21 protein-coding genes and 2 pseudogenes are annotated in these 19008 nt (G+C 70.3%); 10 read left to right on the top strand and 13 right to left on the bottom strand.

Features of this window, described 5'->3' with window-relative positions; all coding sequences use genetic code 11:
• Positions 1–95: 95 nt before the first annotated feature.
• The 3 genes from IE172_RS33740 to IE172_RS33750 all read left to right on the top strand — a co-directional run bounded on the left by IE172_RS33740 (position 96) and on the right by IE172_RS33750 (position 1896).
• On the top strand, positions 96–461 hold the full coding sequence (locus tag IE172_RS33740) for a rhodanese-like domain-containing protein (protein WP_190101185.1): 366 nt from the start codon (positions 96–98) through the stop codon (positions 459–461).
• Complete coding sequence (locus tag IE172_RS33745) at positions 458–1201, top strand: sulfite exporter TauE/SafE family protein (protein WP_190101186.1); 744 nt, start codon at positions 458–460, stop codon at positions 1199–1201. Before IE172_RS33740 ends, IE172_RS33745 begins: the two co-directional genes overlap by 4 nt.
• A 119-nt stretch (positions 1202–1320) precedes the next feature.
• A complete protein-coding gene (locus IE172_RS33750; RefSeq protein WP_190101187.1) occupies positions 1321–1896 on the top strand; it encodes a rhodanese-like domain-containing protein in 576 nt (191 codons plus the stop codon).
• A 77-nt stretch (positions 1897–1973) separates the two neighbouring features.
• Here the strand turns inward: IE172_RS33750 and IE172_RS33755 are convergent, their stop codons facing one another.
• From IE172_RS33755 to IE172_RS33775, 5 genes are all read right to left on the bottom strand, one after another.
• Positions 1974–2840 carry a cytochrome c biogenesis CcdA family protein gene (locus IE172_RS33755; RefSeq protein ID WP_190101188.1) on the bottom strand — a complete coding sequence of 289 codons (867 nt, stop codon included), beginning with the start codon at positions 2838–2840 and terminating at the stop codon, positions 1974–1976.
• On the bottom strand, positions 2837–3586 hold the full coding sequence (locus IE172_RS33760; protein ID WP_190101189.1) for a DsbA family protein: 750 nt from the start codon (positions 3584–3586) through the stop codon (positions 2837–2839). The genes IE172_RS33755 and IE172_RS33760 overlap by 4 nt, the downstream gene beginning before the upstream one ends.
• Positions 3587–3652: 66 nt before the next feature.
• Positions 3653–4147: a hypothetical protein gene (locus IE172_RS33765; RefSeq protein ID WP_190101190.1), complete on the bottom strand. Its 495-nt coding sequence runs from the start codon at positions 4145–4147 to the stop codon at positions 3653–3655.
• Between the two features lie 610 nt (positions 4148–4757).
• Complete coding sequence (locus IE172_RS33770; protein ID WP_010358257.1) at positions 4758–5039, bottom strand: metal-sensitive transcriptional regulator; 282 nt, start codon at positions 5037–5039, stop codon at positions 4758–4760.
• 275 nt (positions 5040–5314) lie between these two features.
• Entirely contained in the window at positions 5315–5956 is a 642-nt protein-coding gene (locus tag IE172_RS33775; RefSeq protein WP_190101191.1) for an MBL fold metallo-hydrolase, read from the bottom strand.
• A gap of 72 nt (positions 5957–6028) precedes the next feature.
• Between IE172_RS33775 and IE172_RS33780 the strand changes: the two genes are divergently transcribed.
• Entirely contained in the window at positions 6029–6520 is a 492-nt protein-coding gene (locus IE172_RS33780) for a MarR family winged helix-turn-helix transcriptional regulator (RefSeq protein ID WP_190101192.1), read from the top strand.
• A gap of 109 nt (positions 6521–6629) precedes the next feature.
• On the opposite strand, the gene IE172_RS33785 is transcribed toward IE172_RS33780, so the two are convergent.
• The gene (locus IE172_RS33785) at positions 6630–7814 is read right to left on the bottom strand and encodes a site-specific integrase (protein WP_229886730.1); all 1185 of its coding nucleotides are present in this window, start codon (positions 7812–7814) and stop codon (positions 6630–6632) included.
• A 526-nt stretch (positions 7815–8340) separates the two neighbouring features.
• On the opposite strand from IE172_RS33785, the gene IE172_RS33790 reads away from it, so the two are divergent.
• The 3 genes from IE172_RS33790 to IE172_RS33800 are packed head-to-tail and all read left to right on the top strand — an operon-like array spanning position 8341 to position 11023.
• Entirely contained in the window at positions 8341–9468 is a 1128-nt protein-coding gene (locus IE172_RS33790) for a tyrosine-type recombinase/integrase (RefSeq protein WP_190101193.1), read from the top strand.
• Positions 9465–9800, top strand: a complete 336-nt coding sequence (locus IE172_RS33795) for a helix-turn-helix domain-containing protein (RefSeq protein ID WP_190101194.1) — start codon at positions 9465–9467, stop codon at positions 9798–9800. The genes IE172_RS33790 and IE172_RS33795 overlap by 4 nt, the downstream gene beginning before the upstream one ends.
• Positions 9797–11023 (top strand): hypothetical protein, encoded by a 1227-nt coding sequence (locus IE172_RS33800; RefSeq protein WP_229886732.1) that lies wholly within the window; start codon positions 9797–9799, stop codon positions 11021–11023. The genes IE172_RS33795 and IE172_RS33800 overlap by 4 nt, the downstream gene beginning before the upstream one ends.
• A 355-nt stretch (positions 11024–11378) precedes the next feature.
• Here IE172_RS33800 and IE172_RS33805 read toward each other — a convergent pair.
• Positions 11379–12358, bottom strand: a pseudogene (locus tag IE172_RS33805) (IS5 family transposase).
• A 263-nt stretch (positions 12359–12621) separates the two neighbouring features.
• On the opposite strand from IE172_RS33805, the gene IE172_RS33810 reads away from it, so the two are divergent.
• Positions 12622–13572 carry a DUF1963 domain-containing protein gene (locus IE172_RS33810; protein WP_190101195.1) on the top strand — a complete coding sequence of 317 codons (951 nt, stop codon included), beginning with the start codon at positions 12622–12624 and terminating at the stop codon, positions 13570–13572.
• A 65-nt stretch (positions 13573–13637) separates the two neighbouring features.
• On the opposite strand, the gene IE172_RS33815 is transcribed toward IE172_RS33810, so the two are convergent.
• Positions 13638–14267, bottom strand: a complete 630-nt coding sequence (locus tag IE172_RS33815; RefSeq protein ID WP_190101196.1) for a class I SAM-dependent methyltransferase — start codon at positions 14265–14267, stop codon at positions 13638–13640.
• A 471-nt stretch (positions 14268–14738) separates the two neighbouring features.
• Between IE172_RS33815 and IE172_RS33820 the strand changes: the two genes are divergently transcribed.
• Positions 14739–15047 carry a hypothetical protein gene (locus IE172_RS33820; RefSeq protein WP_229886733.1) on the top strand — a complete coding sequence of 103 codons (309 nt, stop codon included), beginning with the start codon at positions 14739–14741 and terminating at the stop codon, positions 15045–15047.
• Positions 15048–15163: 116 nt separating this feature from the next.
• Here IE172_RS33820 and IE172_RS35040 read toward each other — a convergent pair whose 3' ends face one another.
• The 4 genes from IE172_RS35040 to IE172_RS33840 form a co-directional block, all read right to left on the bottom strand.
• Entirely contained in the window at positions 15164–15679 is a 516-nt protein-coding gene (locus tag IE172_RS35040) for a zeta toxin family protein (protein WP_229886734.1), read from the bottom strand.
• A complete protein-coding gene (locus IE172_RS35045) occupies positions 15676–16338 on the bottom strand; it encodes a hypothetical protein (RefSeq protein WP_229886736.1) in 663 nt (220 codons plus the stop codon). The genes IE172_RS35040 and IE172_RS35045 overlap by 4 nt, the downstream gene beginning before the upstream one ends.
• Positions 16335–16658, bottom strand: a complete 324-nt coding sequence (locus tag IE172_RS33835) for a hypothetical protein (protein WP_190101197.1) — start codon at positions 16656–16658, stop codon at positions 16335–16337. The genes IE172_RS35045 and IE172_RS33835 overlap by 4 nt, the downstream gene beginning before the upstream one ends.
• Before the next feature lie 147 nt (positions 16659–16805).
• Complete coding sequence (locus IE172_RS33840) at positions 16806–17384, bottom strand: hypothetical protein (RefSeq protein WP_190101198.1); 579 nt, start codon at positions 17382–17384, stop codon at positions 16806–16808.
• Between the two features lie 192 nt (positions 17385–17576).
• On the opposite strand from IE172_RS33840, the gene IE172_RS33845 reads away from it, so the two are divergent.
• Entirely contained in the window at positions 17577–18689 is a 1113-nt protein-coding gene (locus IE172_RS33845) for a tyrosine-type recombinase/integrase (protein WP_190101199.1), read from the top strand.
• 116 nt (positions 18690–18805) lie between these two features.
• Here IE172_RS33845 and IE172_RS35050 read toward each other — a convergent pair.
• Positions 18806–19008, bottom strand: a pseudogene (locus IE172_RS35050) (hypothetical protein); the annotation flags it as partial.

The following is a 19008-nucleotide window of genomic DNA, read 5'->3' on the forward strand; positions in this document are numbered from 1 at the left end:
CATGCTCCGCGACGGCACCTTCTACGAGCCGAGGAGCCCCCGACTCGCTTGACGAAGGACATAGAGGCACCCCCCCGCAAGGAAGGAAGCGTGTGATGTTCCTCTTTCGCCGCAACGGGCCCCGCGTCACGGTCGACGAGGCACACAGCCGCACCAGCGGCGACCGGCCCGACGCCGTCCTGCTGGACGTCCGCGAGAAGCCCGAATGGGACTCGGGCCATGCCCCGGGCGCCGTCCACGTACCACTGACGAGGCTGGTCGCCGGCGCCACCCTGCCCGCCGAGGCACAGGGCCGTCCCCTGGTGGTGATCTGCCGCAGCGGACACCGCTCCCAGCAGGCCGCGAAGCTCCTCACCGAACGGGGAGCGCACGCGGTGGACGTCGAGGGCGGCATGAACGCGTGGGCCGCCGCCGGGCACCCGGTCGTCGACGAACGCGGGAACAGCGGCCGGACAGCGTGACCGTACTCGTTCTCGCCCTCATCGCCGGGGCCGTCGTCGGTCTCGCCCTCGGAGCCCTGGGCGGCGGTGGCAGCGTCCTTGCCGTGCCGGCACTGATCTACCTGCTCGGCTTCACTCCGGTCGCCGCCACCACCGCCAGCCTGATCATCGTCGCCGCCACCTCCGCCACCGCCCTGTACGCCCACACCCGCGACGGGAACGTGGCATGGAAGACGGGAGCGCTGTTCGCCGCGGCGGGCATCGTCCCCGCCTTCCTCGCCGGCGCTGTCGCCGGGCGCCTGCCCGAAGCGGTGCTGACGGCGGCGTTCGCGGTCATCGCCGCGCTGGCGGCCCTGCGCATGCTGCGTCCGTCCGCGTCCGGGGCGCCGGACCGGATCCGTCCCGGCAGGGCGGCCGGCGCCGGTGCCGGACTGGGTGCCGTGACGGGCTTCCTGGGAGTCGGTGGGGGATTCCTCGCCGTGCCCGCCCTGGTGAGCGTCCTGGGACTGGCCATGCGGCGGGCGGTGGGCACCAGCCTGCTCGTCATCACGGTGAACTCACTCGCCGCGCTCGCCGCTCGCACCGGCACCACTGACGGACTCCACTGGGAGATCATCGGCCCCTTCACCGGAGCCGCGATCCTCGGCGCCTGGGACGGCAAACGCCTCGCAACGAAGATCTCCGGCACCACCCTCCAGAAGGTCTTCGCCGGTGTCCTGCTGGCAGTGGCGGCCTTCATGCTCGTCGACGCGATCGTCTGAGCACGAGGGCCCCACCGGCTGAGGGGCGGGGGCCGGGAGAGCCTCCCGGGGCCGCCGCCAGTCCAGCTCCCGCCGGATCAAGATCCACCACACTCCGACACGCAAGGATGACATCTGCCATGACCACACCCACTGCCCTCGCCACCGACGAGGCACGCACCCGCCTGCACGAACTGACCGTCATCGACGTGCGCACCCCGGGCGAATACGCCGGCGGCCACCTCCCCGGTGCGCTCAACATCCCCCTCGACCAGATCCAGCGCGCGCTGCCCGACATCCGGCACGCCGCCGACCGCGGCGACGTCCTGGTCGTCTGCGCCTCGGGCGCCCGCTCCGAGAACGCCTGCAAGATCCTCGCGGAGAACGGCGTCACCGCCGCCACCCTGTCGGGAGGCACCGGCGCCTGGGCGGCCGACGGCCACGAGCTGCACCGCCCCCAGGGCGTCGCGCGTGCCACCTGGGGCATGGAGCGGCAGGTGAGGCTCACCGCGGGAGTGATCGTGCTGCTCGGCCTGCTGCTCGGGGTCGTCGTCCACCCCGCCTTCCAGCTCCTCTCCGCCGGCATCGCGGGCGGTCTGGTCTTCTCCGCCCTGACCAACACCTGCGGCATGGCCGCCATGCTCGCCAAACTGCCCCACAACCGTCCCCGCGCCGCCGACCTCGACAACACACTGGCCGCACTGCGCAACCGGTGAGCCACGCGAAAAAGGGGGAGGGATCCGGAGCCGGATTCCTCCCCCTTTTCGCGTGCCGGGCATGCGGCAAAGGCCCGCTACCCGCGCACGGACGGCTCCTCTTCCGGCGACATCTCCGGATCCGGCCTTCTCACCGGCCGGAGCAGCACCAGCAGTGCGGCCGACGCCGCCACAGCGGCCAGGACCAGCACCACCAGCCGGTCGGACACCGCCGCGCCGAGGTCGGACAGCCGCTCCTCCAGGGCGAACTCGGCATCGGTGCTGAGCAGCGACGGCAGCGCGGACGTGCCGTCGAAAGCCAGGAAAGCCACACCGAGCGCGATGAACAAGGCGCCGCCGACGACCGAGGTGCTGTGCAGGGCCATCGGCCCCACCCTGAGGACCCGGCCCCGCAGCCAGCGCTTGTGGCCCAGATCGAAGCGGTCCCACAACGACGCCAGCACGAACATCGGAACCGCCATCCCCAGGGCATAGGCGGCCAGCAGCACCCCGCCGTGCAGGGGGTCACCGTCCACGGCCGCCACGGTCAGGACGGAACCGAGGATCGGCCCCGCACAGAACCCCGCCAGCCCGTACACCGCGCCCAGCGCGAACACCGACAGTGCCGAGCCCGAACGGCGCCCGCCCGCGGCCTGCGCCATCCGCCGCGAGCCGAAGCCCACCCCGGCGACCTGGGCCACGCCCAGGGCGATGACCGTCCATCCGCCCGCTGTCACCAGGGCGTCCCGGTGGCCGTAGAAGAGCCGGCTGGCGAACGAGCCCGCCACGCCCAGCGGCACGAGTGTCGTGCACAAGCCGATGTAGAACAGGCCGGTACGCGCCACCAGCCGGGTACGGCTGGTGAAGGAGTAGGCGAAGAACGCCGGCAGCAACAGTGCGCTGCACGGACTGAGCAGAGCCAGCAGACCACCGAGGAACGCCACCGCCAGTCCGGCCTCGCTCATCGCCCGGCCGCCTTCGCCGCCGCCTCGACGGCTTCCTTGAACGTGTCCGTGGGCTGCGCCCCCAGGATCGGCCGACCGTTGATCAGAAACGCCGGGGTGCTGGTCACACCGAGGTTGTAGCCCTCCTCCTGGTCCTTCTGCACGGCGCTGCGGGCCTGGTCGGATGCCATGTCCGCCCGGAACCGTTCGATGTCGGTGATTCCGGCCTCACGGGCCATGGCGAGGAGATTCCCGGCGCTGAACGCACCGGCGTTGCGTTCACGCGGCTTGCTGTAGACGACGTCGTGGAACTCCCGGAACTTCTTCTGCTGCCCGGCCGCCCAGCCGGCCAGCGCGGCCTGCTCGGACTCCTCGCCGAAGACGGGGAAGTTGCGCCATTCGATACGCAGGACGCCCTTGTCCACGTACGAGCGCAGCAGTTCGGGCTCGGTCTCGCGGGCGAACCGGCCACAGAACGGGCACTGGAAGTCGGAGTACTCGATCATCACCACCGGGGCGTCCGCCCGGCCGACGGCCAGGGCGTCGGAGGGATCGCGGCGGGCAAGGGCGAGCAGGCTCTCGTCGGCGGGCGCCGGAGCGGCGGACTTGGTGTCAGCCGGGGATCGGCCCGCGGCCTCATCGCGGTTCCCGGAGCCGTCCAGCGTGAGGGCGAAAGCCGCGGTCACCGCGGCGGCGGCGAGAACCGCCGCGGCCGCGAGGGTGCGCCTGCGGGTGCGGCGCGACGAGGACGGGGTGGATGCGGTCATGGGACACCTCAGACATGAGGGAGAAGGGGGAGAAGAGGGGAGAAGGGGCAGGACCCGGGCCGCAGATCAGGCAGATGCCGTGACCGGGCACACGGTCTGCGAGGACAGGCGGCGCAGCGCGGCTTCCGCCAGCAGCCCCGCCGACACGAGAGCCAGCAGCGGCTGCAGGGGGGCCCAGTAGCTCAAGGCTCCGGAGGCTCCGAGGAGCACAAGGACGAGCTTGTTGCAGACCGGGCAGCCGACGGCGAAGAAGGACAGCACGCCACCAGCCGCTCCCAGACGGCCGCCGTCGCGGGTCTCGGACCCCGAAGGGGCAGAGGGCCGGCGCACATAGGTGCTCAGGACGATGCCGGCCAGTACGGCCGTGACGGCGAGGGCCGGGTAGTTCCACCACTGCACGGGGACCGACCGGCCGAACAGCGGATTGGGCACCACGTCGGTGGGTGCGCCGACCAGGACCGCTGTGGCCAGAGCACCGAGGCCCGCCACGGTCCACTCCCGGGTCCGCCAGCCGCGCAGTGCGGCAGCCGCCCGACTCCATGAGCGCGGGGAAGAAGACATGCTGAACAGCTCCGTTTCCAGGGATTCAGGGACACGACCGACAGGCCGGTCTAAATCCGCAGAACGGAGTGAAGTGTCGGCGGCGGCGGCGGAGCCGGGCCGCCCGACAGCATCCCGGAGTGCTGCGACGGGGACGACGCAGGGGCGGTGTGAGGGGCTACGGGACCGAGGCACGAAACCGTCGGCGACACACTCTCCACCCGCTGCGCGCTGTGATCGACGATCACCTTCTTGCCGCACGGCGCCGACGTCCCACCCGACCCCTCAGAGGCGGCAGGTGCGTCCACGTGCTGCGCGACGGAGGGGTGGGTGCCCGGCCTCCCCGGCCCGCCGCGCTCTGCGTGTCCGAAGACGCACAGCAGTGCCACCACGGCCACGAGCAGAGCCAGCACACCACGAGTACCGGCATGTGCCGGCCTGTGCACCGCTGCTCGCTTCATCACCGTTCCCGCATCCGCTCGGAGACACGGCCACCCTAGGACACCCGCTCCGGTCCCGATCCCTTGCCCGGCCGGGCGCGGGCTTCCTCGCCGTCCCCGCCACCACCGTGCCGACGTCCGGAATGCGGGCCGCCGTCGGCACCAGCGCTCGCACACCACGGCGCCACGGCTCAGGCCAGAGAGAGGAACAGCTTCTCCAGCCGGGTGCGCATCTGCTCCCGGTCGCCGGAGGCAGCCATGTCCGCATCGGTCAGGCAGTGCTGCAGCCCTGTGGCGATGATCGCGAAACCGGCCTTGTCCAAAGCCCGGGACGCGGCAGCCAGCTGCGTGACCACGTCCTCGCAGTCCCGCCCTTCCTCGATCATCTTGATCACACCGGCGATCTGGCCCTGCGCCCGGCGCAGCCGGTTGACCACCGTCTTCAGTTCCTCAGCCGCCATCGCCAGTTCCACAACCCACACTCCCAGTCGAGATACCCCCTTGGGTATCCTATCGAAGGGGTAACCCCAGCCGAGCAGAGGAAAATCCCTGCGGCTCCCGCCACCACCGGAAGAGGGCGGCCAGGCCGAAGCGGTCCGCGCGCCGCCGGCCGACGGCACCTGGTCAAGCCGCCCGTCGCGGCGGACTCCGCCCTCGTCCACCGAGCACAGCGGGGCGATCCCGTGCCGACGGCAGGCGCGGGACGGCCGCCCTCCTGTCACAGCCGCCCGCTCGCACACACGAGGACTCATACCGCGACGGTCTCTCCGACCGGCACGATCGCCAGGGGCACTTCGGTGAGCATCTCCGGGCTCAGGAAACGGGCGGTCGAATGCTGTCCGATCGGGCCGAGCATGACCTCGTGGATCTGGATCAGATTGTTCGGTGCGACCTCTCTGACGTAGTCGGCCGCCTCGCCGAGCTTCGTCCAGGGCCCGCTCGTCGGGAGCAGCAGGGTGTCGACGGGGGCGTCCGGGACGTGGTAGGCGTCTCCGGGGTGGTAGAGGCGGCCGTCGACGAGGTAGCCGACGTTGGCCACGCGCGGGATGTCGCGGTGGATGGAGGCGTGCAGGTCGCCGAAGACCGAGACGTCGATACCGGCGACTGCGACGTTGTCCCCCGCGGCCACGGCGGTGACCTGGCCGCGGCGGGCCGGCCATCGTTCGACCACCGACGCCGGTCCGTAGACCCGCAGCTCGGGCCTGCTCTCCAGCGACCTCGCGATCAGGTCCTCGTCGAAGTGGTCGAAGTGCTCGTGAGTGATCAACACGGCATCGGCGGCTGCCACCACATGTGCGGCGTCGGGGGTGAAAGTGCCCGGATCGATGACGATCCGCGCGTCCTCCTTGGCCACGGTCACGCACGCATGCGCGTGCTTGGTCAGCTTCATCGGAACGTCCCCTCCGTCATATGTACAGCCAGGACTGTACAGTCTCACCTGTACTCCTGGTAGCGTGACCGCATGCCCCAGCAGCCCCCGGAGCCCGTGCCCTCACCCGACCGCCTCGCGAACGCCTTGAGAACCACGGTCGGCGCCCTGGTCCGCGCCACGCGGTCCTCCGACCGCCTCGCCTCGATCCCGGCGACGGCCCTGGACCTGCTCGACCGGCAAGGACCGATGACCACTGCCGACCTCGCGGCCGGCCGGGGAGTGCGCCACCAGACGATGGCCGCCACCGTCAAAGAGCTCACCGAGGCCGGGTTCCTGACCGCCGGCCCCGACCCGGCCGACGCACGCAAGAGGATCCTCGCGTTGACCCCGGAGGGGGCGAGCGTGCTCGAGGCCGACCGCCGCGACCGCGTCGGCCTGCTCGCCCGGACCATCGCCGACAGCCTGAACGACGACGAGCAGCACCTCCTGGCCCAAGCCCTGCCCGTACTCGACCGCATCGCCGCGGGGATCACCCAGGACAGGCCAACGGCCGACCGCGGCCCCCTCACCGGTGCCTGGTGATACCCGCGGATTCCGCGTCGCGCCGGACGCCCGTCCGGGGACGACATCGGTCATGCGAAGCCACCGTACGCGGGGTCGTCCAGCGACATGATGGCCCGATGATGGTCCGTCAGAAACCCTTCACAGCACGGACTTTGGCCCGGGCCGCGTGCAGCGGGTTGTCCGTCTTGCTGCGGGCGGGCTCGATGTAGTGCTTGCGGACCGTGGGGGAACCGGGCTTCCACCGACCCTGCGCGGTGGGGTCGCCTCCCGCTTCGGAGATCTCCTGCGCCGGGCCCCGGCGCAGCCCGTGCGCGGTCACCGCGCGGTCGCCGGGTGCCGTGACGCCGGCGAGCCGGGCGCGGTTCTTGACGATGTTCCCGATCGCGTCGGGGCTGAGGAAGTCACCGCGCGGCCCCGAGCGGGGGCGGATGGTGCCGCCGCGGGTGATGTGCCGGAACAGCGGGCCGGAGGTGAGGCCGTGGCGGCGCAGTTCCTCCAGCCACGCGCGGACGCGGACGACGGGGCACAGCACCGGGTCGTCCGGGTCGGCCGGTACGAACGTGTCCTGGCCGCGGGCGGCCTGGTCGGTCTTGGAGAACGCCACGCGCACGGTCACGCCGTCGTCCTCCACGACCAGGTGCTCGATCAGGAGGTTCGCCAGTTCGCTGCGGCGGGACAGCATCCCCCAGCCGAGGGTGAGCAGCGCGGCGTCCCTCAAGGCCTTCGGTTCCTCCCGGTGGTCCGCCGCGGTGCAGGTGGCCACCATGGCGGTCAGGGCGGCAGTGCGGATCGGCGGTGCCTTCCTCGGCGCGCGGCGCCGGGCCCAGTCCCGGGCGTGCTTGCGGAGGACCTGCCGGGCCTCCTTCGTACCGGGCTGCCGGCCGTCGGGGTGGGCGGAGCGGATCGCCGACATGTGCACCTGCACGGACGAGGGCGCCAAGTCCCGGCGCACCAGGTGCCCGACGTACTCCACGAACGTCGCCGTGGTGCACGGCATCGGCACCCGGCCGTTCTCGGCGCACCAGACCTCGAACTGCCGGAGGGCCGAGCCGTAGGTGCGGGAGGTGTTGGCGGGCGGCGCGCCGTCGATCAGGTCGGCGGTCTCCCGGGAGATCCGGAAGTCGGCTTCGGTGTACTCCGGCAGACCGGCCGCCGTCGGGATCGGGGCGTCCGGCCGGAGCAGGGTGTGCCGGTCGACGAGCGGCCGGGGAGCCGGCACCTCCGCGAGGGCGGGCAGCAGCGCCCCGTCCTCGCCCTCCCCCTCGTCGACCAACTCCGCGTCGACCACCTCCATGGCGCTGGAGTCGGTCACGTGTTCCTCCGTCAGGTCAGCCTCGCATAAGGGAAATTATACGAGGCTATCTCTTTCGGCGTTCCCTCGGCCCGCCGACCCTGACGGCGGGGCACGGACTGCTACCGTTCTCGTCAATTCACGTCTATTGGTACGGAAGAGAACACGCGCATCACCGTTTCGGTCGACGATCCCGCCACCCGCGCATGGACGGTGCGGTAAGTCGGTGCTGGGCGTGTAGGCCTTCCAAGGCGGCCCGGCTGGGCGCACTCGACGATATACGGCGGTTTTCGTTCCGATGTTCTAAGCGCCGCCAATTGCATCGGATGCGAACCTGCGACGGTCTGCGATGCGGCGTCGGCGGATGCCCGGATCCCCCTGCGTGACCAGGGCGGTTGAGGCCCTGAAGCGGCATGCGACGTTAGCGGGTGGCGGCACGTGAACGCCAGCCGTGTCACTCGTATGGCTGGCTGGCCTGCGGATCGGCGGCCGACTCGCATCGGATGCGGTTTTCTCGCACCGAATGCGAGTGACGGAGGGTGGCGGAATGGTGGGGTTCAGCGGGTCGGTGCCGGGGGCGGCGAGGCTACATCTGGTCGACGGGGTCGCGCTGCTGCGGCCGGAGGAACAAGTCTTCACAGCGATGCTGACCGGCTTCGCCAACCAGCAGCTGGCCCGCAATCTGGCCCGCACGACCGTGGAGGGCCGGGAGAACACGGTGAAGGTGTTCGCCGCCTACGTGAACACCCATCCGTGGCACTGGACGCCGGCGATGGTCGACGAATGGCTCGGTGACCTGCGCTCTTTGCGAGAGTTGAAGCGTTCGACGATCCGCTCGTACTCCGAGGCGGTGCGGGCGTTCTGCCACTTCGTCACTGACCCTCTCCACGAGTGGACGGCGACCTGTCAGGAGCGGTTCGGCACCCACCCCGTCCAGGTCGTGCACGAGTGGAACACCGCGGTGCACGTCCAGGACAACGAGGCGGACGCGAAGAAGCGCGCGTTCACCAAGGCCGAGCTGCACGGCTTCTTCGCGCACTGCGACGACGAGGTCGCCTGCATCCGGGCCTTCGGCCGCAAGGGCTGGCTGCCCGCGTTCCGCGACGCCACCTTGTTCAAGACCGCGTACGCCTACGGGCTGCGGCGCAACGAGACGCGGATGCTGGACGCCGCCGACTTCGGCCGCAATCCGTACGGCGCCGAGTTCGGCGAGTACGGCCGGTGCCTGGTCCGCTTCGGCAAGGCCAAGAAGGGCTCGCTGCCCAAGCGCCGCGGGGTGCTGACCGTGTGGGACTGGACCCCGGACGTCCTGGACGAGTGGTTCACCGAGGTCCGCCCGCTGTTCGGCACCGACAACAACCCGGCGGCCTGGCCCTCCGAACGGGGCCTGCGGATCGGCTGCCAGCGACTCAACTCCCGCTTCATCGCCTACCGCAAGGCCCTGGACCTGGACGACGGACTCGACTTCCACTCCTTCCGCAGGTCCTACGTCACCCACCTCATCGAGGACGGCTGGGACCCGCGCTTCGTCCAGGAACAAGTCGGCCACGAGCACGCCAGTACCACCTCGCTCTACACCTGCGTGTCCTCGGACTTCCGCACCCGCACCCAGCGGCGGCATCTGGGCTCCACCATCGCCGCGGCCCTCCAGACCCAGACCGGGAGGCAAGCATGAAACGCAACGTCGGATACGTGTGGCGGCTGCGCGAGGTCATGGCCCAGCACCAGGTCTTCACGGCCACCGAACTGGTGCCGCTGCTGCGCGAACGGGGCATCGACCTGTCCGCCTCCCAGGTCCACCGCCTGGTTTCCGGCATCCCGGAACGCCTGTCGTTGCAGGTCATGGCCGCGCTCTGCGACATCCTGTCCTGCACCCCGGCCGACCTGGTGACCACCACCGCCGAGAACGCCGGAGTCCGCAAGACCGCCACCGACGACCTGCCCGCCCCGCTCGCGAACGTCGCGAAGCTGCGGCCCCGCGCCGCCCGCATCCTGCCCGACGCATGACCCGCGCCTACGCCACCGACGAACAGTACGAACGCTGGTACATGGCCGAGTGCTGCCGCTGTGGCCGCCGCAGGCACAAGGCTGGCAGCTGGCCGGACGGATACGTCTGCCGGACCTGCTCGGACCGCGCCGTCCGCACACGGGGGACCTGCCCGGGATGCGGCCAGGAGCGTGCCCTTCCCGGGCTCCGCCCCGGTGACGGGGCCTCTATCTGCACCACCTGCGCCGGCTTCTCTCAGACCTTCGACTGCTCACGCTGCGGCTTTGAGGGCAAGCTCCTGGGCGAGCGACTGTGTGAACGCTGCACTCTCACCGACCGCCTCACCGCGCTCCTGGACGACGGCACCGGACACATCCACCCTGCGCTGGTTCCGCTGTTCGACCTGCTGGTGGCGATGGACAAGCCCAGGAGCGGGCTGGCCTGGCTAGAGATGCGCCGTGGCCAGTCGGGAAACGCCTCGCAGTTGCTGCGTCGGCTCGGCCTCGGCGAGATCCCGCTGACGCACGACGCCTTCCACGAGCTCCAGCCCTGGCGGGCCGCCGCTCACCTGGAAGAACTCGTGATGACATGCGGAGTCCTGCCCGCGGTCGACGAGTACCTGTGTTCCTTCCAACGCTGGCTTCCCGGGGCATCTGGCCTGCATCGCCGACCCCGAGCACGTCAAGACGATCAAGCTCTTCGCGACCTGGCGTATCCTTCCTCGGCTGCGGGCCCGCGCCGAGCGAAGCCACATCACACCCAGCGTCCGACGGTTCGCCGCCGAGCAGATCAAGTACGCGACCGCATTCCTGCAATGGCTCGGCGAGCGCAACAGCACCCTCGCGTCCTGCGGCCAGGCGACGCCTGGTGGGCCGGGAACACCGAGCACAGCCGCACCTGCCTGCGAGCCTTCCTCAGCTGGGCGATGCAGAGCCGCCGCTGCCGACGCACCCTCTCCATCCCCGCGATGAAGGTCTCCCGGCGGGCCGCGCTGAGCGAGGACGAGCGCCTCGATGCCCTTGGCCGGCTGCTGACCGATGCGGAGATACCCATGCGTCTCCGAGCCGCCGGAGTCATCGTCCTCCTTTACGCACAGCCCGTGAGCCGTATCGTCCGGCTCAGCGTCGACGACGTGATCCGCGACGGCGAACCGTGCTTCTACGGCTCGGCGAGCCAGCCTCGCCCGTTCCTGCACCGGTCGCCGCGCTGCCGCTGGAGCACATTGCAAACCGCGACAACATGAACACTGCTACCAACCCTGCATCATGCTGGCTCTTCCCCGGGCGCCGGGCGGGCCAGCCGTTTCGCCCCGACCACCTGTCCGCGCTCCTGAGCAAGGTCGGGGTCCCGGCCGCCGCTGCCCGCGGTGCTGCCATCCGACAGCAACTCCTCGAACTACCCGGCCCCGTCGTCGCGGACGCCCTCGGCTACCACGACAAGACCACCAGCCGCCTCATCAGAGAGGCCGGCGGGACATGGAGCCGATACGCCCCAGGCAATCACGCAAGGTCACCAACAGGCTGGCTTCCTCTGGGAGCCAGCAACAGCTGACCCACCAGTAGAAGGCCATGTGCTCTAGGGGCTGTGTGATGTCGTGATCACACGGTGTACTTGAGCGAGTCGTCGATCCAGATTATGGAGGCTCGGAGGTGGAGGCCGGCAAGGTAGCTTTCGGGTGACTTGTCGTAGCGGGTGGCGACGCCCCGCCAGGCTTTCAGCTTGTTGATCAGGCGTTCGACAGTGTTCCGTTCCTTGTAGAGGTCGGCGTCGTGGCTGATGGACCGGCCGCCGCGTGAGCCCTTTTTCTTGCGATTTGCGGCCTGGTCCTTCTTCTCCGGGATGACTGCTTTGATGTTGCGTTTTCGCAGGTAGCGGCGGTTTCCGCGCGATGAGTAGGCCTTGTCACCGGCGACTGCGCCAGGTTTGGTGCGGGGACGGCCGACCGGCAGACGGACTCGCACTTTCTCGAGCACGGGGATGAACTGCGGACTGTCCGCGGCCTGCCCGGCGGTCAAGACGAAGGCGAGCGGACGGCATCTGCGGTCCGCCGCGAGATGAATCTTGCTGGTGAGGCCGCCCCGGGACCGGCCGAGCGGGGCTTGCTTCAGACGGAGCTTGTGTCGGCGCCGGATACGCCGGCGCTCGTCCTGTCCGTTCTGTTCCTCCGTACCACCCCTTTTTGCCGGGCTGTCTCCTGCTTGTGCGCAGCCTCCTCCAGGGCCGACATGAGGTGCTTGCTGACGCGGAGCCCCGCGGCGTCATGGTGGGCACGGACCGTAGTGGAGTCCACGCTGACCAGCGATAAATCTGTTTGCTCCGCGCGGGCTGCCTGAGCGATCAGGCCTTCCAGCAGGGCGGTGAACACACCGGCGTCTCGCCAGATGCGGAAACGTCCGTAGACGGTGGCCCATGGGCCGAACTCGGCAGGCATCTCCCGCCACTGACCGCTGGAGCGGAACCGCCAGATCACCCCCTCGAACTGTTCCCGCAAACGCTCCGGATACGGGCCGTACTTACCGATCGGCAGATACGGCTCGATGAACTTCCACTGAGCATCGGTGAGTTGCCTACGCGTCACGACCACAGTCCTACCGGCTTCCACCTCGCGAAGAGCTCAGAACCCGGCAACTAATCACGACAACACACAGGCCCCAGGAGTCGCCGGCGCCGCGCCACCCTCAGGCCGACGATGGTCCGAGGGTGACGCGGCGTGTGGACAGCCTTAGGGGCACCGGCAGTTGGCGACGAGGGCGTTGTCGGAGGGGTGCTCTACCGTGTTGATCAGCATCGGGCTCCGCCCGCACGGTGCCGGTCACCGATCCCTCGTCAGAATGCGAACTCGTGAGCAATTGGGACAGCACAGTCGGCCCGTCCGGCGATCCCGTGGGGCAGACGTCCCGCAGCAGTGCCTTCCGGGCCTTCGCTCGGCGGCACGGGGTGTCCGACGACGCCATCACCCGTCTGCTGTGGAGCATGGAGCCGGCCGTGTACTTCAAGCAGAAGACGCCGGAGAGCGTCCGGCCCGGCGACCGGGTGATCGGTCACATCGGAGGGGCGCCGGCGCTGCCCCTGGACATGGAGTGGAAGGTGGGCGACATCTTCGTCGCATCCTTCGACCTCGCCGCGGTGCCCCGCACGCTGTTCGACGACGGGCTGCCCCGGGAGGGGCACCTCCTGCTGTTCACCTGGTCGGACGCTGGCGGCGGCAAGGCGCTCTACATACCGCCCGGGACCAAGACGACCGTGCGCCCGGCCCCCGTCCCGAGCGAACTGGACCTGCAGTTCGGGTCCTCCCACATGATGCTGGACCGCTGGACCATGGTCGCCTCCCACAACGACGCATGGGACGCCCACGCCTGGCTCATCGGCGAGGACCACGGGGGCATCTGGGGTGAGCCGGAAGGGGAGGAAGCCGAGTGGCACGCTCGGCTGGAGGCCGCCGTCGAGGAGTACGCCGCCAAGGTCGGCGTCAGACCGGCCATGGACAACAGCACCGACAAGCTGCGGGGAGTGCAGGGGAACATCCACCACAGCTGGGACAAGAGCACAGAGGCGTTCCAGCGCCTGCGGGAGGAGGCGGTCCGCGAACTCAGGGACGCCCCGGAGCGGTTCGACGAGGTCTACGACCGGGCATGGCGGGAGCTGCCCGGACAACCGCTGTTGCACCTCGCGACCTTCAACATGGAGTCGCTCCAGTACGACTGGATGGACGGCGACATCAGCTGGTTGATCAGCCGCGACGACCTTCAAGCCAGACGGTTCGACAAGGTCGAGCACTACTGGTTGGGCTGATTTCTGCGGTTCGGCCTGTCCCGGAGGCCTCGTGACCACCGCGTGATCACGACATCACACACCCCCTAGCGGAGGCGGGCCAGCAAGTGGGCGTCGAGGAAGCCCCGCTCGGAGGCCGGGTCGTGGAGCAGCCGGGCGAATGTGACAAGCTCGGCCCCGGCCAGCAGCTCGGCGAACCGGTCCGCCGGCCAGCTAAAGGCGGGCGTCACCTTGTGGTCGAAGCGGACCGGCTCGGACGCGTCGGTCGCGAAGAACGAGACCAGGAGCAGGCCCCCTGGTGCCAGGACACGCGCTTGCTCGGCGATCAGCGCGGGTAGTTCCCCAGGAGGGGTGTGGATCATCGAGTAGTGGGCCAGCACTCCGCCGAGCGCGCCGTCCTCAACTGGGAGGGCCTCCATCCGCGCCTCGTCGAACTGCAGCGCCGGATGGGCCCGCCGGGCATGGTCGACCATGGCTGGGGAGAGGTCGAGCCCGAAGGCATCCAGCCCCAAGTCGTGCAGCATGGCTGTCAGATGTCCGGGCCCGCAGCCGACGTCGGCCGCCCGCGGATTCCCCGTCCCGCGCACCAGCTCGGCGAAGGTGCCGATCATGTTCCGCGCGAACGGCTGCGTCTCCAGTCGATTAGCGAACATCGACGCATACAGCTCGACGACCCCGTCGTAGGCCGCCCGGGTCTCGTCCTGGTGCTCCGCCACGGGAAGGAAGTTAGCACCCCCATTCGCAGCTGTTCTCCGGCCCCATGCCGAATCCCGTGCCGTCGTAGCGGACTCGCTCGGCTACCACAACAAGACCACCACCTGGCTCCGCAACGAGACCAGGAGGACCAGGAGCGATACGCCGCTGGCGACCACAATCGGTCACCAGCTGGCTGGGTTCCTCGGGGAACCGGCGACAGTTGATTAGGCGATCACACCAGTACCAACCCCCGCCCCCAACTCGGACGCGGATACCTGCACCTGCTGGCCGTGCTGTGTACTCAACAGCTCCGCCAAGCCCAACCGCGTCGGCGACAAGGCCGGTGCGGACGGAGAAGCGTGGGCGGGACGTGGTTCTGCACGCCGTGCGGATGGGGGACGGCGTCCTCGCTCACGCGCTCGGGCAGGCGGGACCGGAGCCGGTCCTCGATGACGTCGCGCACAGGCCAAGACCCGGAAGAGAACCGCCTGATGAGCATTCCGACGCAGCAGCCGGGACCGTCTTCCGTACCGCCGGCGCCCCGGCCGGGCGCGACGCGGGTGACGGGCGCCACCGTGCTCGGCGGAGGCGCCGCGATCAGCGCGCTCACCTTCGTGGGTGCCCCCTGGTGGGTGGTGGCCATCGCCGTGGTGCTCGCGATCGTGACGCCCGGCGCAATCCTCTTCGTCCAGGCCGTCGTCCTCCAGGACTCCGAGCACAAGCGTGACCTGTGGCTGGCCCTCATCCGGTTCCTGGAACGCCGCCGCAGGCGCAGGCGGAGCGGCCGGAACCGCCAGTGAGCGGCCGCCGGGCGCCACAGCGGGAGGAGACCGCAGGTGCTGAGAATGCGCCTGCGGGAGCTGCCCAGGGCGAGCCAGCCGTCAGCCGGACGGAAAGGAAGCCGGGGTGGCCGGGGCTATCTGCTCGGTCCTCGGCGCTGCTCGGGTCCAGGCAGCTGGTAGCCCTCGGTCGAGGACCGCTCTGATGGCTTCGCTCCTCCGGAAGTGGACGGTCGCTTGCCCATGGTGGTGCTGCGGGAGTGTGCGGCCGCCGACGACGGCCTGGCGGTCCGAGCCGGGCACCGGCGGCAGGGGCCAGCAGTCGCGGACGTACTGTTCGGCCTGCGCCATCCAGGCTCGCCCGTCGCGCGGGTATAGGCGGCCATGAGGGTGTCGTCCTGGGCCATCAGCTCCGCATACGCCGGGTGGTACGGCTTGTAGAGGTCGCTGTCGACGTCCACGAAACCGCCGTGCCGGTCGAGCTGGGCGGCGACCATCTCGGTGACCCGGCTCCTGCCGGCGCCGGGCTGGCCGACGAGGAAGACGACCGTGGGCATCTCCTGCGACGCGCGGCCCTGGAGCAGGTCGGGCACGATCCGCTCGTTCTCCTTTCGGGGCAGCAGGTGCCGTTCGACTTCCGCGGGGTCTGTCATCCGATCCCCGCCAGGACCTCGCGGGTGAGCTGTGCGTAGCGGGACCGGGCTGCTGCGATCTGCTCGCGGTCGGAGGAGCGCAGACCCTCGCGTTCGCGGGCCAGCTGCGTCTGTGCGGCGCGGGCGTCCTCGATGACGCTCCGGTCCGGGGCGGCCTTGGCCTCCTCGGCGGAGATGACCGCACTGTAGGCGCCCACCGCTCCGTTGACTGCCTCGATCGCGGCTTCGTAGGCCGCCGTCTCCTCGTTGGACCACTCGTGCGGTTCCAACTGGTTAGTGATGGAGATGCCGTTGGGCATGCTCTTCCCCCTTACGTGTTCGTAGTGCACATTGTCGTCGGGCACGGGCGGGTGTTCGACTGTCTTTAGGTTCCAGTTGACCCACTGGCCGTTCTCGATCGAGCCGACCATCACCATGGAGGGACGGCCGTCCCCCTTCTGTTCCTCCTCTGCCAGCCACTGCCGGGTCGCGTGAACGATTGAGGCGTCGGTGAACTTGAATACCTCCACGGTCAGGTCGTCCTCGCGCTGGTAGGAGGCCACCAGGCGGTCGAAGTGCTCCTCGGTGGTGGCGATGAAGCAGACGTGGCGGCGGGTCGCGTCGGTGATGCGGGCGAAGCGGACGGCGGGCAGGAAGTCGTGTATGAGGGCTCCTGTCACATGTGGTCGTAAGGTTCGGCGGCGAAGGTGCCGTCGCCGAGGGGGATGTCGGTCAGCTCGAAGCGCTGCGGGCGGCCGTCCACCCGGTGGGTGATGACGGTGCCGGTAGGCCGGGTCGTCTCGTACTGCTCCGGGGCGCCGTCCGGGCCGGTGGTGCGCAGCAGGGTGTAGCGGCGCAGCGTGCGGGATTCCTCCAACGCGGCGCTCGCGGCAGTCCTCCTGGACGACAGGCGGCGCCATGCGGCGGAGGCGAGCGCGATCACAGCGGCGGCGCCGATGGCGCTGAGCAGGTCGGGCAGTGCGTCGGTGAGCAGCGACATGGGTGCCTCACTCCGAAATGTGAACGGAGCGGGCGGCGTTGCGGGCGGGGAACACAGGTGACCTCCATCAAGCCGGTACGGCCTGCCGGTTGGCCGGGCCGCGCCGACTGTGCTGGAGCGCGGGGTTAGCCCCGCAAGCCCCGGTCGTCACCGCTCCTCCTCTTCGTCGAGCCTCACAAGCGGCACGTCATCCGCCGATGCCCAGCCCGGCGCGGGGGCGAACGCGCTGGGGACATCGCCCGCCGCCCAGGCACCGGCATTGACGGATCCGACTTCGTGCTCGGCGGCCCTCTGCGTGGTAACCATGCGGACGAGGGCCTCCCGGAAGACGGGCACGTTCCCCGCGTCCATCCGGTAGGCGATGTTCTGGTGCCAGCTCGGGTTGTCCGGGTCGGATACCGGGGTGATCGGCGCCGGGGTGCCCTCCGGCCACCAGCCCGCCTTCACGCCGCGCGGAATCGCGCGAGACAGGGCGACGGTCGGCCCGTTGAGCTTGCCGAGCACGGCTCGCAGCTGGTCGGCGTCGAGGTAGCCCTCGCCGTCCACGATGACCATCTCGGCGAACCGGCGGGCGCCGGCGGGGAGGGAACGGAGGTAGCGCTCGGCACGGTCGACGGTCCAGCCGGTCTGCACGGTGGCGACGGACAGCTCCGCGCCCTGCTGCGCGGCGAGCGCGAGCACTGCCTCGGCGAACTCCTCGCTCGCGCCCTCAATGGTGATCTTCAACTGAGGCCTTCCGACGGATTCTTACCCGGTTCTCCCGGGTCTCCATCGGAAGTGTGCCCCTCCGAGCTCCCCACCGTCTAGACCGGGGAGAATCTGGCCAGAATTCTGCACTCGTTCGGGTGATGTGGCGGCACGATGCGTCTCGCCTCGGATAATGTTCCTTCTCAAGAGCCAGAACTGAGGGGGGGACACATGCGCACAACCGGCCGGGGGTTGGCCGTGCTGGCGGACGCCGACGTCGTGGACGCGGAGCTGGTGGACGACGAGAGGACCGGCGTGGAGGCGGCGGCCCACACGGACCGGGACCGGCACCTCTCTCCCGAGACCGTCGCCGCCATCGAGGCGAGCGCGGCCGCCTCCACCCGCCGCGCGTACGGCACCGACCGCGCCGCGTTCACCGCCTGGTGCGCCGGGGAGGGCCGCACGACCGTGCCCGCCTCCGGCGAGACGATGGCGGAGTGGGTGCGGCACCTGACCGTGGCACCCCGCAAGCGCACCGGGGCGCCGGCCGGACCGTCGACCATCGAGCGGGCCCTGTCCGCCGTGACGTCCTGGCACCTGGAGCAGGGACACCCCAAGCCGAACATGCGCGGCGCCCGGGCCGTCCTCAACGCCTACCGCGACCGGCTCGCCGAGGCGAAGGCGGCGGCCGCGCAGCCGAAGCAGGCCGCGGCCGCTCTGCCAGGGCAGATCCGAGCCATGCTCGCCCGGGCCGACCGGGCCACCCTCGCCGGGCAGCGCAACGCCGCCCTGGTCCTCCTCGGCTTCGCCACCGCGGCCCGGATCTCCGAGCTGGTCGCCCTCGACATCGCCGCCGCCGCAGAGGCGGAGCACGGCTACGACGTGACCGTGTACCGCAAGAAGGTCCGCCGGCACACCACGAACGCGATCCTGTACGGCACCGACCCGGCCACCTGCCCGGTCCGCGCCCTGCGCGCCTACCTCGCCGCCCTGGCCGCCGCCGGGCGCACCGAGGGCCCGCTGTTCGTCCGCGTAGACCGCTGGGACCGCCTCGCCCCGCCCATGACCCGGGGTGGCCGTCCGATCGGGGACCCGGCCGGGCGGATGACCGCCGAGGCCGCCGCCGAGGTCATCGAGCGCCTGGCCGACACCGCCGGCCTGACCGGCGCCTGGTCCGGCCACTCCCTGCGCCGCGGCTTCGCCACCGCCGCCCGCGCCGCCGGCCACGACCCGCTCGAGATCGCCCGCACCGGCGGCTGGACCGACGGCTCCCGCATCCTCGCCCGGTACATGGACGACGTCGACCGCGTGAAGAACTCCCCCCTCGTCGGCATCGGCCTGTGATCGGGCACCCCGCTTAGTCATCCTGACGATTGAGCGGGAAGCGGGGTGTTAGTAGAACGCCGTCACCAGCCGCACAAAACGGTGACCGCTACGTATGCGGATACACGGCATGCGTATCAGTCGTGACTACGGGAACGTGGCCCGAGCCGGGTTTCTCGTGAACGATCGTTACCTGATGTCCCGGGCGTCCTCTCCGCTTCCTTCTGCCAGCGATCGATGTTGTGTCGAACAATGGGCACGAGGGGGTGGTCGGGGCCCAGCACCCGCACCGTGTGCTCCAGCAGGTCGGCGAGTGCCTGGGCCGCCCCGGTCGCATCCC

This window comes from Streptomyces griseoflavus (assembly GCF_014649995.1).
In the GTDB taxonomy this organism is placed as follows: Bacteria; Actinomycetota; Actinomycetes; order Streptomycetales; family Streptomycetaceae; genus Streptomyces; species Streptomyces griseoflavus.

Coding starts and splice junctions, on each gene's coding strand:
- IE172_RS33765 (WP_190101190.1), bottom strand. CDS start 4,147: ATGTCTTCTTCCCCGCGCTCATGGAGTCGGGCGGCTGCCGCACTGCGC.
- IE172_RS33760 (WP_190101189.1), bottom strand. CDS start 3,586: ATGACCGCATCCACCCCGTCCTCGTCGCGCCGCACCCGCAGGCGCACC.
- IE172_RS33740 (WP_190101185.1), top strand. CDS start 96: ATGTTCCTCTTTCGCCGCAACGGGCCCCGCGTCACGGTCGACGAGGCA.
- IE172_RS33795 (WP_190101194.1), top strand. CDS start 9,465: ATGAAACGCAACGTCGGATACGTGTGGCGGCTGCGCGAGGTCATGGCC.
- IE172_RS33820 (WP_229886733.1), top strand. CDS start 14,739: ATGAGCATTCCGACGCAGCAGCCGGGACCGTCTTCCGTACCGCCGGCG.
- IE172_RS33750 (WP_190101187.1), top strand. CDS start 1,321: ATGACCACACCCACTGCCCTCGCCACCGACGAGGCACGCACCCGCCTG.
- IE172_RS33800 (WP_229886732.1), top strand. CDS start 9,797: ATGACCCGCGCCTACGCCACCGACGAACAGTACGAACGCTGGTACATG.
- IE172_RS33835 (WP_190101197.1), bottom strand. CDS start 16,658: ATGTCGCTGCTCACCGACGCACTGCCCGACCTGCTCAGCGCCATCGGC.
- IE172_RS33755 (WP_190101188.1), bottom strand. CDS start 2,840: ATGAGCGAGGCCGGACTGGCGGTGGCGTTCCTCGGTGGTCTGCTGGCT.
- IE172_RS33790 (WP_190101193.1), top strand. CDS start 8,341: ATGGTGGGGTTCAGCGGGTCGGTGCCGGGGGCGGCGAGGCTACATCTG.
- IE172_RS33775 (WP_190101191.1), bottom strand. CDS start 5,956: ATGAAGCTGACCAAGCACGCGCATGCGTGCGTGACCGTGGCCAAGGAG.
- IE172_RS33780 (WP_190101192.1), top strand. CDS start 6,029: ATGCCCCAGCAGCCCCCGGAGCCCGTGCCCTCACCCGACCGCCTCGCG.
- IE172_RS35040 (WP_229886734.1), bottom strand. CDS start 15,679: ATGACAGACCCCGCGGAAGTCGAACGGCACCTGCTGCCCCGAAAGGAG.
- IE172_RS33845 (WP_190101199.1), top strand. CDS start 17,577: ATGCGCACAACCGGCCGGGGGTTGGCCGTGCTGGCGGACGCCGACGTC.